18 protein-coding genes are annotated in these 15,885 nt (G+C 63.1%); 6 read left to right on the forward strand and 12 right to left on the reverse strand.

Annotation, left to right across the window (positions count from 1 at the left end):
• The 5 genes from AYR66_RS07230 to AYR66_RS07250 all read right to left on the reverse strand — a co-directional run.
• Positions 1–791: benzoate/H(+) symporter BenE family transporter (locus AYR66_RS07230; protein ID WP_088709666.1), on the reverse strand; the 791-nt coding region annotated here is incomplete at its 3' end.
• Positions 792–836: 45 nt separating this feature from the next.
• Positions 837–1,856 (reverse strand): type I asparaginase, encoded by a 1,020-nt coding sequence (locus AYR66_RS07235; protein WP_206047094.1) that lies wholly within the window; start codon positions 1,854–1,856, stop codon positions 837–839.
• Positions 1,853–2,578, reverse strand: a complete 726-nt coding sequence (locus AYR66_RS07240; RefSeq protein ID WP_088706945.1) for an aspartate/glutamate racemase family protein — start codon at positions 2,576–2,578, stop codon at positions 1,853–1,855. The genes AYR66_RS07235 and AYR66_RS07240 overlap by 4 nt, the downstream gene beginning before the upstream one ends.
• Before the next feature lie 118 nt (positions 2,579–2,696).
• Positions 2,697–3,848 carry a branched-chain amino acid ABC transporter substrate-binding protein gene (locus tag AYR66_RS07245; protein ID WP_088706946.1) on the reverse strand — a complete coding sequence of 384 codons (1,152 nt, stop codon included), beginning with the start codon at positions 3,846–3,848 and terminating at the stop codon, positions 2,697–2,699.
• Positions 3,849–3,897: 49 nt separating this feature from the next.
• Positions 3,898–4,440 carry an Rrf2 family transcriptional regulator gene (locus tag AYR66_RS07250; RefSeq protein ID WP_088706947.1) on the reverse strand — a complete coding sequence of 181 codons (543 nt, stop codon included), beginning with the start codon at positions 4,438–4,440 and terminating at the stop codon, positions 3,898–3,900.
• A 288-nt stretch (positions 4,441–4,728) separates the two neighbouring features.
• Here AYR66_RS07250 and AYR66_RS07255 point away from each other — a divergent pair, with 288 nt between their 5' ends.
• The 5 genes from AYR66_RS07255 (at position 4,729) to AYR66_RS07275 (ending at position 9,771) form a co-directional block, all read left to right on the forward strand.
• Positions 4,729–5,574, forward strand: a complete 846-nt coding sequence (locus tag AYR66_RS07255) for a helix-turn-helix domain-containing protein (RefSeq protein WP_088706948.1) — start codon at positions 4,729–4,731, stop codon at positions 5,572–5,574.
• Positions 5,575–5,583: 9 nt separating this feature from the next.
• Entirely contained in the window at positions 5,584–6,222 is a 639-nt protein-coding gene (lipB, locus tag AYR66_RS07260) for a lipoyl(octanoyl) transferase LipB (RefSeq protein WP_088706949.1), read from the forward strand.
• A 20-nt stretch (positions 6,223–6,242) separates the two neighbouring features.
• Positions 6,243–7,217, forward strand: coding sequence for a lipoyl synthase (gene lipA / locus AYR66_RS07265; RefSeq protein WP_088709668.1), 975 nt, complete (start codon positions 6,243–6,245; stop codon positions 7,215–7,217).
• Positions 7,218–7,419: 202 nt separating this feature from the next.
• On the forward strand, positions 7,420–8,058 hold the full coding sequence (locus AYR66_RS07270) for a phosphatase PAP2 family protein (protein ID WP_088706950.1): 639 nt from the start codon (positions 7,420–7,422) through the stop codon (positions 8,056–8,058).
• Positions 8,059–8,202: 144 nt separating this feature from the next.
• A complete protein-coding gene (locus AYR66_RS07275; RefSeq protein ID WP_088706951.1) occupies positions 8,203–9,771 on the forward strand; it encodes a hypothetical protein in 1,569 nt (522 codons plus the stop codon).
• Between the two features lie 12 nt (positions 9,772–9,783).
• Here the strand turns inward: AYR66_RS07275 and AYR66_RS07280 are convergent, their stop codons facing one another.
• The 6 genes from AYR66_RS07280 to AYR66_RS07305 form a co-directional block, all read right to left on the reverse strand.
• Positions 9,784–10,311: a peroxiredoxin family protein gene (locus AYR66_RS07280; RefSeq protein ID WP_088706952.1), complete on the reverse strand. Its 528-nt coding sequence runs from the start codon at positions 10,309–10,311 to the stop codon at positions 9,784–9,786.
• Between the two features lie 64 nt (positions 10,312–10,375).
• Positions 10,376–10,795, reverse strand: a complete 420-nt coding sequence (locus tag AYR66_RS07285; RefSeq protein WP_088706953.1) for a DsrE family protein — start codon at positions 10,793–10,795, stop codon at positions 10,376–10,378.
• A gap of 66 nt (positions 10,796–10,861) precedes the next feature.
• Positions 10,862–11,503 carry a BON domain-containing protein gene (locus AYR66_RS07290; protein ID WP_088706954.1) on the reverse strand — a complete coding sequence of 214 codons (642 nt, stop codon included), beginning with the start codon at positions 11,501–11,503 and terminating at the stop codon, positions 10,862–10,864.
• Positions 11,500–12,093, reverse strand: a complete 594-nt coding sequence (locus AYR66_RS07295) for a phosphoheptose isomerase (RefSeq protein WP_088706955.1) — start codon at positions 12,091–12,093, stop codon at positions 11,500–11,502. The genes AYR66_RS07290 and AYR66_RS07295 overlap by 4 nt, the downstream gene beginning before the upstream one ends.
• 82 nt (positions 12,094–12,175) lie before the next feature.
• On the reverse strand, positions 12,176–12,550 hold the full coding sequence (locus AYR66_RS07300) for a YraN family protein (protein ID WP_088706956.1): 375 nt from the start codon (positions 12,548–12,550) through the stop codon (positions 12,176–12,178).
• On the reverse strand, positions 12,550–13,707 hold the full coding sequence (locus AYR66_RS07305; protein ID WP_088706957.1) for a penicillin-binding protein activator: 1,158 nt from the start codon (positions 13,705–13,707) through the stop codon (positions 12,550–12,552). Before AYR66_RS07305 ends, AYR66_RS07300 begins: the two co-directional genes overlap by 1 nt.
• A gap of 11 nt (positions 13,708–13,718) precedes the next feature.
• Here AYR66_RS07305 and rsmI point away from each other — a divergent pair, with 11 nt between their 5' ends.
• Positions 13,719–14,627, forward strand: coding sequence for a 16S rRNA (cytidine(1402)-2'-O)-methyltransferase (gene rsmI, locus AYR66_RS07310; protein WP_088706958.1), 909 nt, complete (start codon positions 13,719–13,721; stop codon positions 14,625–14,627).
• A gap of 1 nt (position 14,628) precedes the next feature.
• Here the strand turns inward: rsmI and AYR66_RS07315 are convergent, their stop codons facing one another.
• The gene (locus tag AYR66_RS07315) at positions 14,629–15,681 is read right to left on the reverse strand and encodes a septal ring lytic transglycosylase RlpA family protein (protein WP_088706959.1); all 1,053 of its coding nucleotides are present in this window, start codon (positions 15,679–15,681) and stop codon (positions 14,629–14,631) included.
• Positions 15,682–15,885 lie beyond the last annotated feature (204 nt).

A 15,885-nucleotide genomic window follows, 5' to 3' on the forward strand; every position in this document is an offset into this window, starting at 1 on the left:
TAACCGCCGAACGGTGCGAGCAGGAGGTTGGCGGCGCCGGTCCAGCCAATCACGGGAGAGATCGGCACCGAAAATCCCGACGCCCGGATCACGGCCACGCCGGGCACGTTCTGCGACGCCATGGTGACCACGAACAGCGGCAGCGCCACGCCGATAATCGACGACAGCGAAAACACCGGCATGACGAATTCAGGGCGGGCGAACTCGAGGCGCACACCATCCATGTGCAACAGCCCTTGCGATGCCGAGTACGCAATGCCGACCGCCAGCGTCGCGATGACCGCATAGCGCGGGAATGCGCGCCTGCCGGCGAGATAGACCAGAAACATGGCCAGCGCGAGGACGAGCTGCGTTTTCATCGCGACGAATACATCCAGCCCGAAACGCAGCAGCACGCCGGCCAGCATTCCCGATGCGATCGACACGGGAATGCGGTTGATCATGCGCTCGAACCAGCCCGAAAAACCGCACACCGTAATCAGCGCCGCGGAAACGAGAAAAGCCCCGGTCGCCTCCCCAATCGATGCGCCTGCCGCGCCGGTGATCAGCATCGCCGCCCCCGGCGTGGACCACGCGGTGACGACAGGCACCCGATAGCGCAAGGACAACAGGATGCAGGTCGCGCCCATGCCGAGGCCGAGCGCCCACATCCACGATGCCACCTGAGCGGGCGACGCGCCGACCGCGTTCGCGGCCTGGAACACGATCACAGCCGAACTGGTGAAGCCGACGAGTACGGTGACGAAGCCCGCGATGATCGCGGGCAGGGAGAGGTCCTTGATGAATTGCATGGGGAATCGGAAAGGCGGCGCTCAGGGCCGCCTAGCGTAGCACGATCAGCCGGTCAACTCACCGGCGAGGTTGCGCAGCAGGCCGGTGCGTACAGCTTCAGGCGTCAGCCCGAGCGCCAGCAAATGGTGGAGCTTGGTGAAAATGGCTTCGAAGGTCATGTCGCCGGTGCCGACCACGCCGGCCTGCTTCATGCCCGCACCGGCGGCATAGGTGCCAATCGCCACGCGTCCGTGCAGCGACTGGCTGCATGCGGCGAGCACGATGCCCTTCGCGCTTGCCTGCGCGAGCATGTCCATCAGTGCAGGATCGCGGTCGGGCGCATTGCCCGCGCCGTAGCACTGCAGGATCATCGCCTGCGGCTTGAGGTCGATCATGGCCTGTACTGCGCTCACCGGCATGCCGGGGACGAAGCGCACCGGCAGCACCACGCGGGCGCCGTAGTCGGGGAGTTCGAAGCGCTCCTGCGCGGCGCGCGGCAGCAGCACGGCAGAATTGAACCGGACATCGATGCCAGCCTCCGCCAGACGCGGACAATTCGGACTGTCGAAGGCATCGAAGCATTCGGTGCTGACCTTGGTCGCACGGTTGCCGCGCAGCAGGCGCTGGTTGAAATAGAGCGCGACTTCATTGATCGCATCCGACGCAGCGAGCTGCAAGGCAGTGATGAGATTTTGCGGCGCGTCCGAACGTACCGCGCCGAGCGGAATCTGCGATCCGGTCACGATGACCGGCTTGCGTAGCCCCTGCAGCATGAAGGACAGCGCCGACGCGGTGTACGCCATGGTGTCGGTGCCGTGCAGCACGACAAAACCGTCATGATCGTTGTAGCGCGCAGCGATGTCGCGGCCGATGCGCTGCCAGTCCTGCGGCGTGGCATTGGTGCTGTCGATCGGATCGGGATACGCATACAGCGTGTAGCTAGGCAGGGCATCGCCGGATGCGGCGAGCAGGCGCGACAGCGCGCCGGCGAAATCCGGCATCGGCGCATAGCCCTGCTCCGTCATGGCCATGCCGACGGTGCCGCCGGTGTAGATCAGTCCGATGTGCTTTTTGTTCATCGTCATTGCTGCTGCATGCCGTTGGCGAGTTGCGCCAGCCTCTGCGCCACGAGCTCGGTCACGTCCACCACTTCGCGGCCGCCGGCATCGAGCGGGATGAGCGGCAGCTCGGTGCAGGCCAGCAGGATGGCGGGCGCTTCCAGCGAATCGAGGATGGCGTGGAAGCGGCGGGCGATGCCTTCGGCATTGCCGCCGTGTGCTTTCACGTCATAGATCAGCTTGTGCAGCTGTTCGGCCTGCGCCGGCTTCGGCAGTTCGATGGCAACGTGTTCCGCGAGCTGGCGGTAATGCGACCAGGGTCCGAGGTCAGTGACCGGCCGCGCACCCAGCAGGGCAACGCGTTCGATGCGCCTGTCCTTCACGAATCGGATCACCGCATCGGAGAAAGATACGAATTTTGCGGGCAGGCCGAGCGCTTCCAGCTCCGGCTGGTAGTAATTCAGGGTATTGCAGGCGATGGCGTAGTAATCGACGCGCTGCGCAATCGATTCCGCCGAGGTGCGCAGGCATTGCCAGACCGCCTCGTCGTTTTCCGCCAGTTCCATCGACAGGCCGAGCGTGGACTCGGAATGGATGGTGACGTCGGGGGCGTCGAGGTCGCCGCGGAAGCCTTCACCGTGGATCCTCCGGTTCGCGGCCAGCAGCTTGCTCCACAGGTCAATGCCCGCCTCCGGCCCCGAGCCGGTGATGATGCCGATTTTCTTGCGGGAGACTGCGTTCGGTTGCATGCCCGTACGAGGAGTAAGGAATCGTAGGGTGGGTAGAGCGAAGCGAAACCCACCCTACATTCCCTTATTGATTTTAGCGCTCCGGCGGCGGTTCACGCCGCCGGAGGCGAAGCGTGAATTACTTCGTCACGGCCAGTTGCTGGCGCTGGCCACCCTTGTAGGTGTACAGGGTCAGCGTGCCGTCCTTGATGTCGCCCTTGGCATCGAAGGCGATGTTGCCGGTCACGCCCTTGTAGTTGATCTTCTGCAGTTCCGGCAGGTACTTCGCCGGCTCGACGGAGTTGGCCTTCTTCATCGCTTCGACCATGACCATCACGGCGTCATAGACGTACGGTGCATAGATCTGCACGTCGGCGTTGAACTTCTTCTTGAACGCGGCGCGGAAGTCTTCCATGCCCTTCTTCTGTGCTTCTTCCACACCGCCTGCTTCGGCGCACACTACCTGGCCGTCGGCCATCGAGTCGCCGGCCAGCTTTGCCAGGCCCTCGGAGCAGATACCGTCGCCGCCCATGAACTTGGCGTTGATGCCCAGCGCCTTCATTTGGCGCAGCATCGGGCCGGCAACAGCGTCCATGCCGCCGAAGAACACGGTGTCCGGATTCTTGGACTTGATGGCGGTCAAAATTGCGTTGAAGTCGGTGGCCTTGTCGTTGGTGTACTGCTGCGCCACGATCTCGGCGCCGCCGCCCTTGGACTTGACGCCCTTGATGAATTCTTCAGCCACGCCCTGGCCGTAAGCGGTGCGGTCGTCGATGACGGCGATGCGCTTGGCCTTGTTGATCTGCACCGCGTAACGGCCCAGCGTACCGCCCAGCTGGCCGTCGTTGGCCACCACGCGGAAGGCGCTCTTGAAGCCTTGCTGTGTGTACTTGGGGTTGGTCGCGGACGGGGAAATCTGTGGGATGCCGGCGTCGTGATAGATCTTCGATGCCGGGATGGTGGTGCCGGAGTTGAGGTGGCCGATCACGCCGTTGACCTTGGCATCGACCAGCTTCTGTGCAGCTGCAGTACCTTGCTTCGGATCGGCGCCGTCGTCTTCGGCCAGCAGTTCGAACTTGACCTTCTTGCCGCCGATGGTCACGCCCTTGGCATTGAGTTCGTCGATCGCCATGCGGGCACCGTTTTCATTGTCCTTGCCCAGGTGTGCAATGGCGCCGGAGATCGGGCCGACGTGGCCGATCTTGACGACTTGTTCCTGTGCCGATGCAGCACCTGCGAATGCAAATGCGATTGCGCCAGCCAACGGAATCATTTTTGTCTTGAACTGCATGCTGTTGTCTCCTAAGGATGAACAAGTGGGGGGGTACTTCAGTGGGCGCCTAGGCAGCAACCTGCTCAGGCGAATAGCTGGCCTCGCGGCCGGAAACTGTAAAGTCGAAACTGTCCTCCATGCCGGGGTCGCGCAGCGCCCTTCGTGTGGACGGGAACATACCGGCTGCGCTTACCTTCAACCGGTCGAGCGAGAACTGGCGCAGGTGCTTGAACACGCTTTGATTGATCGCAATCATGGCCTGCATGACGAGCAGGTCGACGTCGTTCGGCGCGCGGTCGGCGGCCGGCTTGCGGGAGCGCGTCTGCTGCTCGGACATCGCGCAGCGGTAGACGTCTTCCAGCGTCACCAGCGACGCATCGCAGGTCAGTGCCCATTTGCCAGGCGCATCCTCGCGCAGCAGGCCGGCGCGCGACAGCGCGGTGCACAGTTTCAGCAGCTCTTTTTCGCTACGGCCGGTCGCTTCTTCGAGCTGGGCCATGCCGACGGCGCGCGGTGCGCTGGATACGAGTCTTGCGAGGATTTCGGTGGTGGCGAAAAAGCGGTCGTGCAACGCGCTATTGCCGAGGATGCAGTCTTCAACGGTAACCATCAATGTCTCCTTTGTGAGGTCACGCTGCCATCCGATGCAGTCAGTTTGTGGCCGATGCATCTCGTGCAGTCATTGCCGGGTCGGGTATCAATTATTTGTTTTTGTCTTGTCCCTGCCAGTCGTGCCGCCATGTTGTTTTTGTCATTGAAAAAACGGCACCGACCAGCACGCAACTTTAGGGATATTCCCCGGCGAATACCATTTCGCTAAGTGACGCGACTTGATGCTGCTTGATGCTAAAATAGCGTCAATTAGCATCAAATCATTATCAAAAAGCAAAGGAGTGCCATGTCGTTATCCATCGACACGGGCAAAATCCATCCCGCACAACGGGAGTTTTCCGCCAACCTGCGCATGCTCTGCAGCTATTACCGCTCCGTCGCGGATGTCTGCCGCAAGCTCAACCTCAACCGCGCCCAGTTCAACCGTTACCTGAACGGTACCAGCAAGCCGTCCAGCCACACGCTGGAGCGCATCTGCGACTTCTTCGGTGTCGAGCCGTCGGAAATCTACCTGCCGCGCGAGCACTTCCACCAGATTGTCCAGGTGCGCCCCAAGCAGCGTGCCGAACGCGCGGTATTCACCGACCACATCGCCCGCCTGCAGCACCAGACCACGGGCAAGTTTGACAAGTATCTTGGCTACTACTACGAGTACTACCACTCGATGAGCGCGCCGGGAAAGGTGTTGCGCGGACTCGTGCATATTTTCACCCACGAGGGCGCGGTGTACCACGAACGGCTGGAACGCTTCCCGCAGCACGCCAACCTCGACGAGACCTACAAGTGCAAGTATGTCGGCGGCACCTTCTACCTGAACGACCGCATCTTCCTGGTTGACTATGAATCGCTGACCGGCAACGAGATCGCGCAGACCGTGCTCTTCCCCACCTACAAAAACAAGGTGGCGCGCCTGTCCGGCCTGATGCTGGGCGTCGCCTCGAGCAACCAGCGCTCGATCGCCTGCGCGCGCGTGGTCTTCGAATTCCTCGGCAAGACGATCGACATGCGCGCCGCGATGCGCCTGTGCGGGCTGTTCGACCCGCATGACGAAGAAATCGACCCGACCATCCTCAAGGTCATCGACAATTCGCCGCACAAGGACCAGAACCACTTCTATACGATTCCCCTATAGACTGCCCGAATGCATCCCCTCGCCATCATCGACCGCGGCAACGAGCCGTATGAAACCAGCTTCGCCGCGATGCGCGCCTACACCGACGCGCGCACGCCCGAATCGCAGGACCAGCTGTGGATCGTCGAACATCCGCCGGTCTTCACGCTCGGCCTCGGCGCCGACCCGTCGCATGTGCTGGACGCAGGCGCGGTTCCCGTCATCCAGACCGACCGCGGCGGCGAAGTGACCTACCACGGCCCGGGCCAGGTCGTTATCTATTTGCTCATGGATTTGCGCCGCAAACCCGGCGCCCGGCTGTATGCGCGCGAATTCGTGAACAAAATCGAACAGTCGGTCATTAACACCCTGCGGGCGTATAATCTCGACGGCGAGCGCAAGCCCGGCGCGCCGGGGATCTACATGAGCGGCGGCGCCTGGAAAGGCGCGAAAATCGCCGCCCTCGGCCTCAAGATACGCGGCAGCGGCTGCACCTACCACGGCGTATCGCTGAATGTCGCGATGGACCTCGCCCCGTTCTCCCGGATCAATCCCTGCGGCTATGCAGGCATGGCGACGGTAGACATGAAAACCGTCGGCGCGGACGTCCCCCTGCGCGATGTGCAACTGGCCCTGGCCAACAACCTGATCGAATTGCTGACGGCGTGACTGCGCCGGAAACCATCATCATGACCACTGAAAAAGACCCTGCCGCCACCACCGCCTACAACCCGAGCGAGAAGCAGAAAGGCGCCGGCAAGACGGCCCGCATCCCGATCAAGATCGTTCCGGCGGAAAAGCTGGCCAAGCCGGACTGGATCCGCGTGAAGGCAGGCTCGCCCTCGACCCGCTTCTACGAGATCAAGGACATCCTGCGTACCAACAAGCTGGTCACGGTGTGCGAGGAAGCGAGCTGCCCGAACATCGGCGAGTGCTTCGGCAAGGGCACGGCGACCTTCATGATCATGGGCGACAAGTGCACGCGCCGCTGCCCGTTCTGCGACGTCGGCCACGGCCGTCCCGATCCGCTGGACGTGAACGAACCGGAGAATCTCGCCAAGACCATCGGCGCGATGCGCCTGTCCTACGTCGTGATCACCTCGGTCGACCGCGACGACCTGCGCGACGGCGGCGCCGGCCACTTCGCCGAATGCATCCGCAAGGTGCGCGAACAATCGCCGAACACCCGCATCGAAATCCTCACGCCCGACTTCCGCGGCCGCATGGACCGCGCGCTGGAAATCCTGAAGGCGGCACCGCCCGACGTGATGAACCACAACCTCGAAACCGTGCCGCGCCTGTACAAAGAAGCCCGCCCCGGCTCCGACTATGCGTACTCCTTGAGCCTGCTCAAGCGATTCAAGGAACTGCATCCCGAAGTCCCGACCAAGTCCGGCCTGATGGTCGGCCTGGGCGAGACCGACGAGGAAATCCTGCAGGTGATGCGTGACCTGCGCGAGCACGGCGTGACGATGCTGACCATCGGCCAGTACCTGATGCCGTCCGGCGACCACCTGCCGGTGCGTCGCTATGTGCATCCGGACACCTTCAAGATGTTCGAGGATGAAGCGTACAAGATGGGCTTCGCGCATGCCGCAGTCGGCGCCATGGTTCGCAGCTCCTACCATGCGGACATGCAGGCACACGGCGCCGGCGTGGCCTGACCCCGTCCGTCCCCGCCTTCGGCATTTCCGCCACATCCGCTCCGGCTCCTTGAGCTAAATAAAGGAGCGCTTCCCGCTTTCACCGACAATGAGCCTGCCTGCGGACAGGCTCATTGTCATTGCGCGTGTCCCCGACTTCCGAACATCCCCGGTTACAAATCCGCATGAACTTATTTCGTGGCAACCTGCCATACCTACTGCCATGATCCACTGGAGCGACATCACACATTACGGCGACGTGACGATCACGACGCTGGCCGCGGCAGCCATCGCCGCCTGGCTTTTCATCGAGGACGAGAAACGGCTGGCCCTGTGGTGGAGCCTGCTGTTTGCCGCCGGCATGGGCGTGGTCGTCGCGACCAAAATGGCCTTCATCGGATGGGGAATCGGCATACGTTCGCTCGACTTCACCGGCTTCAGCGGACACGCAATGCGCGCCGCCGCCGTGCTGCCGGTGCTGTTCTACCTGATCCTGCAGCGCGCGCGATTCAGCGTGCGCTGCGGCGGCGTCGTGCTCGGATTTGCCTGCGCCGTGCTGATCGGTGTGTCGCGCATCGTGGTGCGCGCGCATTCGATGTCGGAGGTGGTGGCCGGCCTCCTGCTTGGCGCGCTGGTCAGCCTCGCCTTCCTCCACATCGCGCACACGTCGCTGGAAAAACATGTCTTCAAGCCGCTGCGCATCGCAGTGAGCGTGCTTGCCCTGCTTCCGGCACCCTATGTGCATCCGGCACCAACGCAGCAATGGCTGACCGAACTCACCTTGTACGTTTCCGGCCACATCCAGCCCTATCCGCGCGCCGGATGGCACGCGGAGAAGCCGCGGCCTCGCGACGCACACTGAATCACCAATCGCGCAACATGGCCGATTAGCATGCCTTCCGGATTGAATGGCCTGACGGCAATTTCTATCTGAAAGACGTACAGGCCCCTTGACGCTCCTTTCATCCGGCCAATCACGCTTTGACAGCAAGGACCCGACAGGACCATGGCAGCTGCAATACCGGACAAAGGCGGCACAAAAGCGCCTCACAATATCGAACCAAAGCAAGCGCCCAAGGAGTCGCCGAAGAAAGCCAAGGGCAACGCCGCTGCAACGCAGATGCCCAAGGAAACCAGGACGGCAATTGACAGCTACTTCGGCAAGGTGCCGAACAAGGCGCATGCCAAGTGGCCCGGCCACGTTCTCCATCGGCCGCCCCATGGTCCGAAAAGCGTTACCGGACAGGTGCCTGCTCCCTTCCCCTCGGGCAAGGATCTCCACGCAAAGGCCGGCATGCCCCCGCCTGGGATTTCCAAGACTCCGCCGCCCTTCATCCAGAGTCCCTTCGACATGCTGAAGTGGCCGAAGACCGACCAGGGCCACTCGAACGCGGAAACGCCGCCGGAAAAGACCGTCCCGGTCGCCATTCCCGAGTCGGTCCGGGTGCAAGACGGGAAATTCATCGTGGACTACCAGAAGCAGGTGCTCAAGCTACCCGGCAGCGACCTTCCATCCCTTGCACGGGACAATGCCCCCGTAGCCCCGGGTTTGCATGCAGCGCAAGTCATCAATCCGCCGCCGGGCATTCCTGCGGGCGGCGTAAGAGACGGTAATACCGCAAACCTTGCTGAGAACTGCGGACCGAAGCAGCCCGACCGGGATGACAGGCAGGTGACACGGCCGAACGATCGCACCGCCGAGGTGAAACCGGTCGGCAGGACCGATTCCGGATCCGGCACCGCTCCTGTAACGCCACTTGGGAAGGAGTGCGACGGGAACGACGCCTTCCCTTCCGCCTCTGTAGACAAGGCTGCAGCAGGCGGCCTGAGCAGCGGCTCGAGAACGCACCATGCGGCGGCGGATACCGGCATTGGCAAAACCGATAACAGTCGTGAGTGGGCAGCATCTGGTGGCAAGGCTGATTGCAACAACTCGAAGCAAGCGGGCGCCGATGCCAAGGGCCATCGGCCGGCACGCGACGATAATGGAAACACTCGCGCGACGCCGCAGCGCGACGGGCCCGTGCAAGGCAAGACCGGCAGTGTGCCGGAGCTGGAACCGCCCCGGGAACAGATCCCCATCCCGCGCGTCGACAGCGGATCGGTCGCGACGGGCAAGGACGGTATTGTCCACACGCGTGCTGAATCCGGTTTGCCTCACCTGCCGGGCGGCGTCCCGGTCGCGCCATGGAAGAATGCCCATGCGGCACCTGACAACTTCTTCCATGCACCACCCGCCGGCAAGGAAGGCCTGATGATGCCGACAGCTGCCTACGACAACACCGTCACCAACAAGATCAAGGCAAAGTCCAAGACCAGGGCCAAGGTGCCGGACGAACAGGAGAACGACATTCCGCGGCAAGGGTCGCCCTATGCCATGTTCGACCCGAAGATTATCCCTGTCCAACCCTTGGCGCAGGACAGGAGCGACCCGGATGCTTACGATGACTTCAAATCCGGCGAGCTGGAAGCGCTCTCACATGGCAGTGTCGGCTGGGGCGGCCTGGCGGTCGCGCATCTTGCCCAGGGCGAGGTGGAAGGCCTTCCGTCTTCCTACGTCCCCAATGGGAGTTAGGAAGGCAATGCGTCAGGCCGCCAAGGCCTTTTCAATCAGCTGATGCAGGGCGGCAAAATCCGGTTCGCCGACATAGCGCTTGAGCACCTTGCCTTCCTTGTCGATCACATACGTGGTCGGTGTCAGCTTTACGTCGTCGAAGGATTTCGCGACATCACCTTGGGTATCGATCGCCACAGTGAAAGGCAGGCTGCGCGTCTGTGCATAGTTAAGGACGTAGTTTGGCGGGTCGTAGCTCATCGCCACCGCCACGAAGTCCAGGCCCTTGTCCTTGTATTTGTTGTACGTCTGGACCATGGATGGCATTTCCTTGATGCATGTCGTGCAACTGGTTGCCCAGAAATTGACCATCACCACCTTGCCGCGCAGGCTTTGCATGCTCACCTTTTCGCCGGTGATGCTGCTGAAGGTGACATCGGGAGCGGGCTTGGCCGACGACAGCGATGCGACGCCGAGCGCGCCGACCGTTGCGACAGCGATGGCGCCGAGAGCGATCAGGAGCTTGCGTTTGCCGGAAGAGGGAAGGGTTTCGGGTTGCATGGCGTGCCGTTGAAGCGGGTGGGATACACCCGTCATTATATGCCTGCGCCGTCCAGGGTGCCGGTCAGGGACGCAGGTAGACGAAGCCTTCCCGCGCCTGCAGGCGCGCCACTTCGGCGACGCCGGAAGTCACCAGCCTGACGCCCGGCAACACCCTCGAAACCGGCACGTCATGCGCTATCAGCGTATTGCTGCATACACGGAAATCCACGCCCTGCGAAGCGAGCGCCGCCACCGCGCCGTCGAACGGCCGGCCGCTGCGCTCGGTCGCCCCCGTCAGGAGGAATTTGATGCCATCGCCGTTGGCAACAACAACGATCTTCGTGTCCGGTTCTGCCCGCAGGTGGTTGCGGATGTTGGACATCGCCCGCGATGCCTGGTCGAGGCCTTCGGTGAGGTGGTAGACGACCTTGACCGGTTCGTCCGCCATCGCCGGCCCGGCAAGCAGGGCCACGGCGAGGAATTTGAGGAGTGTTCTGCGCATGATGAGAAAAGGCCGCAAAGTCGAATCGCTTTGCGGCCTACTATAGCATCCGGCAATCGCCGGGCTTTACCTCTTGCTTGGATCGTCCGAGGTGGCGGTCATCTGCCGCAGATCTTCTTCGGAAATGTATTCGAAGACCTTGACCACCTTGCGCACGCCGCTGACGCCACGCGCCACGTCGGCCGCCAGGTTGCCTTCGCGCTGGGTGACCCGGCCCATCATGTAGACGGTGCCGTTCTCGGTCACGACCTTGATCGAGTTGGCATACAGGTCCTTGGCATCCACGAAGGCCGCCTTGACCTTGCCGGTGACCAGCGAATCGTTCGAGCGCGAGCTGAAGCTCGATACCGGCCCGATCTCGAGGTCGTTGACGATGGACTGCACGCCTTCGATGGCTGCCGCTTCGCGCTCGACCGCGGCCTTCATGGCCTCGTCACGCACTTCACCTGTCAGCAGCACCTTGCGATTGAAGCTGGTGACGTTGACGTGGCCGGCGTCTCCGACAATGCGCGGAATGCGGGTTTCTCCCTTGAACAGGATGGCCTTGTCCTCGGTCTGCGCACCGAAGGTGCGGCGGTCAGAGGCGGCCAACGTGCCGACCACGGCGGACCCCACTGCCATCTCGACACAGCCCTGCAAGGCGGTGACCGTGGCGCCACACAGCACGACGGTCATGAGTGGACGTTTCCAGCGCGTCCATTTTTTCATTCAGCTTCCTCCCCAAATAACGCGACGTCGATACCGTCGCACAAACAATGAATGGTCAACAGGTGCACTTCCTGGATCCTCGCGGTGCGGTCGTGCGGCACGCAGATGTGCACATCGGCATCGGTCAGCCGCTTGCCGATGGTGCCGCCCCCCTTGCCGGTCAGCGCCACGACGCGCATGTCGCGCTCGAGCGCCGCCTCGACTGCCGCCAGCACGTTGGACGAATTGCCCGACGTCGACAGTGCCAGCAGGATGTCGCCCGCTTGCCCGAAGGCCTGCACCTGCTTGGCGAACACGTCCTGGAAACTGTAGTCGTTGCCGACCGCGGTCAGGATCGAGGTGTCGGTCGTCAGCGCCAGCGCCGGAAGCGGCAGGCGCTCGCGTTCGAAGCGCCCGACCAACTCCGCCGCGAAGTGCTGGCAATCGGCAGCCGATCCGCCATTCCCGCAGGCAAGGATCTTGTTGCCATTAGACAATGCTGTAAACATAAGTTCCACAGCTTGCTCGATCGGATGCGCGAGCAGCGCGGCGGACTTGATTTTCAGTTCGGCACTTTCCTGAAAGTGCGCCTGGATGCGGTGGTTTGTCATAGTGGGTGGATTATAGAGCAGGCGTGGAGGCGGCACGCCGTGCGGAAATAAAAAGCCCCATGGAAATATTGCCAGAACGCTATCAGCTCTCGATGGCGTTCTTCAGCCATTCCATCGAAGCGCCGTCGATGGCTATGACATCGAATCGGCAGGCGGGTGGCATGCGGTAGCGCTGCAGGAAGACCTGGGCCGCGATCACGAGGCGGGCCTGCTTGCGTGGCGTGACGCTCGCCGCCGCGCCAACGCGGTCGCCGGCGGCACGTTTGCGCACTTCAACGAAGACCAGCCCGCGCCCGTCCCGCATGACGAGATCGATCTCGCCGCCCTTGCAGCGGAAGTTGCGTTCAAGCAGAGCCAAGCCCTGCTGCTCGAGATAGCGCAGCGCCTGTTCCTCGCCGGCATCGCCCTCCGCCTGCTTCGGCGTGCGCTTGCGCGCGAGGGTGTCAAACAAGCCCATCAGCGCCCTTCGTCGCGGCCGACGACACCGCCTTCGCGGTAGACGGCTTGTTGCGTCCTGCGCTCAAATTGGGTGCCGCCCTGCTCGAAGCGCACCTTCAGCCTGCCCGTCACGCCGTCGAGTTCGAAGCTGTTGCGCTGCTGCGCGATTTCATGGGCGATACGATAGGCATCGATGCCGAGCGCGTAGAGCCGTTCATGATCGGCATTGCGTTTCTGGTCCGTCTCGACCACGAGGCGCGGATAAGTCATTACGGCCGGATGGTCAGGCTGGATCTGCCATGGAATATCGAGCAGGCGCGTGCCGTCCATGTCGGCGGCGGGCTCGGCAGCGGCACGGTCGGTGAGCGCCGTCGGGTTGAGCTGCGACGTGCCGTATGCCGGAATGTCCTTGCCCAGGACTGCGCGCACCTGGCGGGCCTGGCGCGCATCGAGTGCCAGGAAGAGCATGGCCGGTTTGTCGGTTTCCAGCTGCTTCTTCAGTTGCAACAGGTTGCGGCCGTTCAGGAAACCATCGTTGGCCGGCAGTTCCTGCACCTCCACCTCCCGGCCGCGCTGCTGCCATTGCGCCTCGAATGCCTTCGCCGCCCTGCGCTGCCAGGCCGTGGGTGAAAACAGCACGAGCGCCTTGCCCTTGCGGCTGTCGCGAAGCGCCCAGTCGGCAACCTGCCGCGCTTCGTCTTCGATCGACAGTCCGATCACCAGCATCTGCGGCGGCAGCTTGACCGCGCCGTTCTCGGTGTCGGGCGGGGTCAGGGCAATCGTGGGCAGGGTCACCGCATCGCTCTGCACCACTGCCGTCACGCCGGTGCGTGAAAGGGGACCGACGACCACATCATTGAGTGCGCTCGCGGCCTTGTAGCCGGAGAGGATGTCCTGCGCGGAGTCGCCGGTTTCGACGACATTGACGGTCACGCCCTGCGGCTCGCGTTCATAGGCTGCCTGGAAGCCCGCGCGCAGCACCTCCGAGGGTACGCGCAGGATTTCCGAGCGCAGCGGCAGCAGCAGCGCGATGCTCACTGTCTTTTCGGTCGTCGACAGATCGACCGACGAGGTTTCGACTTCGCTCACGGGGCCGGTTGTGTTTGCCCGCGCAGGCAGGCACAATCCGCTCAGCACCATGCCCAGCACCATCAGTTTTGCCCACTGGCCCGACATTACTTCTCCCCATGCCACAGTCCACGTCCACCGCGCCGTCCCTCGATTCCATCATGCAGGACGTCGCGCACCAAGTGTATCCGCCGTCCACATTATATGTGGTGGCCACTCCCATCGGAAACGCGGGGGATATCACATTGCGTGCGCTCAACGTTCTTGCGATCGCCGATGCGGTGGCTTGCGAAGACACGCGCAATACCGCGCAACTCCTGCATCGTTACGGCTTGCACAAGGAACTGGTTGCCGCACATGAACACAACGAGCGCGAAGCGGCGGAAAAGCTCATCGCACGCCTGCAGGCGGGACAGCGCATCGCGCTGGTCTCCGACGCTGGCACGCCGGCCGTCTCCGACCCCGGTGCGCGCATCGTGGATGCGGTACGCGCGGCGGGCTTGCGCGTGATGCCGCTGCCGGGCGCTTCGGCAGCCGTCAGTGCGCTGTCTGCAAGCGGGCTGGTCGGAGACCGCTTCCTGTTTGCCGGCTTCCTTCCGGCGAAGGCGAAACAACGCGAATCGGCCTTGCTGGAACTGAAGGATGTTGCAGCGACGCTCGTCTTCTATGAAGCGCCGCATCGCATTGTTGACACCGTCGACGCGCTCTGCGCGACACTGCAAGGTGAACGACAGGTCGTGTTTGCCCGCGAGCTGACCAAGCTGTTCGAAGAGGTGCATCGCTGCCGGCTGTCCGAAGCACGTGCGTGGCTGGACGCCGATCCCAACCGGCAGAAAGGCGAGTTCGTCGTCCTGGTCGAGGGCGCGGCACCGGCATCGGAGGAGGACGATGCGGAAGCGGAACGCATTCTCGCGATCCTGCTTGCCGAATGCCCGGTGAAACAGGCCGCGTCGCTGGCGGCACAGATCACCGGAAAGAAAAAGAATGCGCTGTATGACCGCGCGCTGCAGATGAAGGGCGACCGCTGATTCAGCGCTGCACGATCATCGGCTTGCCCAGCCCGCCTTCCTGCATCTGCTGGGCGGCTGCATCGGCTTCCGCACGGGTGGCGAATGGCCCGCTGTAGACGCGGAAGAACTTGTTGTACTCGACCACTTCGATCGGCCGCAATGCCGCCCCCTGCTTCGTCAACAAACGCGAACGGGCCGCCTCGGCATTCGCCGCCTGCGAATAGGCGCCGAGCTGCAGGTAGAAGCCCTGCCCCGATACGGCTTGCGGCGACACGACGACCGGCGCGGGCAATTTGTACTCTTCCAGCTGGCGTGGCGCTTCCGGCCCGCCAAGGCTGACTGGCATCGCGACGACCGCAGTCTCCTGCGGCACTGCCTTGTCGGCCCGTGCCAGCGTCTCGCCCTTACCCTTGTTCATGCGCGCGATTTCCTCAGGCAGGATGCGCTCGACTTCCAGCTCGCCGCTGCCCTTGCCGAGATAGCCCAGCTTGAGAGCCGCCGTGTACGACAGGTCGATGATGCGGCCGGAATGGAAGGGGCCGCGGTCGTTCACCCGAACCACGACCTGCTTGCCATTGACCAGGTTGGTGACACGCGCATATGACGGAATCGGCAGCGTGGGGTGTGCGGCAGTCATCTTGTACATGTCGTACGGCTCGCCGGACGAGGTCTTCTGGCCGTGGAATTTCTTGCCGTACCAGCTGCCCACGCCGCGCTGCTTGAACGGCCGCTCTTCCATCACCGGAGTATAGGTCGTGCCGAACACGACGTACGGCTTGTTGCCGCGATTGGCGTAGGGCTCGATCTTCGGTTCGGCGTCAGGCACATCCATCAGGCCTTCGGGCGGATTGTCGCCGGGACCGTCGTCCATGTAGTAGCCGCCGCGTCCGGAGCCGGCAGGCGGCAAGGCCGGCAAGGTGGACGACGGCTTGCCCTGTGCCGCGGGCCGTGCATCGGATGCAGGTTCCGAGAGCGGCACGCTGTTGCAGCCTGCGAGGATCAGGGGGATTGCCGCGAGCGCGGCATAGTGAGGCGGCAGCCGGAACGGGCTGCGGATTGCTTGCAGTGACATCGTGTTGTCCTTCTTCGTTCTTGTCGGGACAGGCGGTGCGGCCCTCCCTGGGCCGAAAACAGTGTGCACCGCCTTGGCGCTTGCCGCAAGGATGCGGCTATTGCATTTTTTAATCGAGGTTCAGGTCTGCACCAGCTTGCGGTGCCGCTGGATGCTCATCAACATGCCGATGCCGAGGCCGAGCGTGACGAACGCAGTACCGCC

Origin of the sequence: Noviherbaspirillum denitrificans (assembly GCF_002211445.1) — a bacterium.
In the GTDB taxonomy this organism is placed as follows: Bacteria; Pseudomonadota; Gammaproteobacteria; order Burkholderiales; family Burkholderiaceae_D; genus Noviherbaspirillum; species Noviherbaspirillum denitrificans.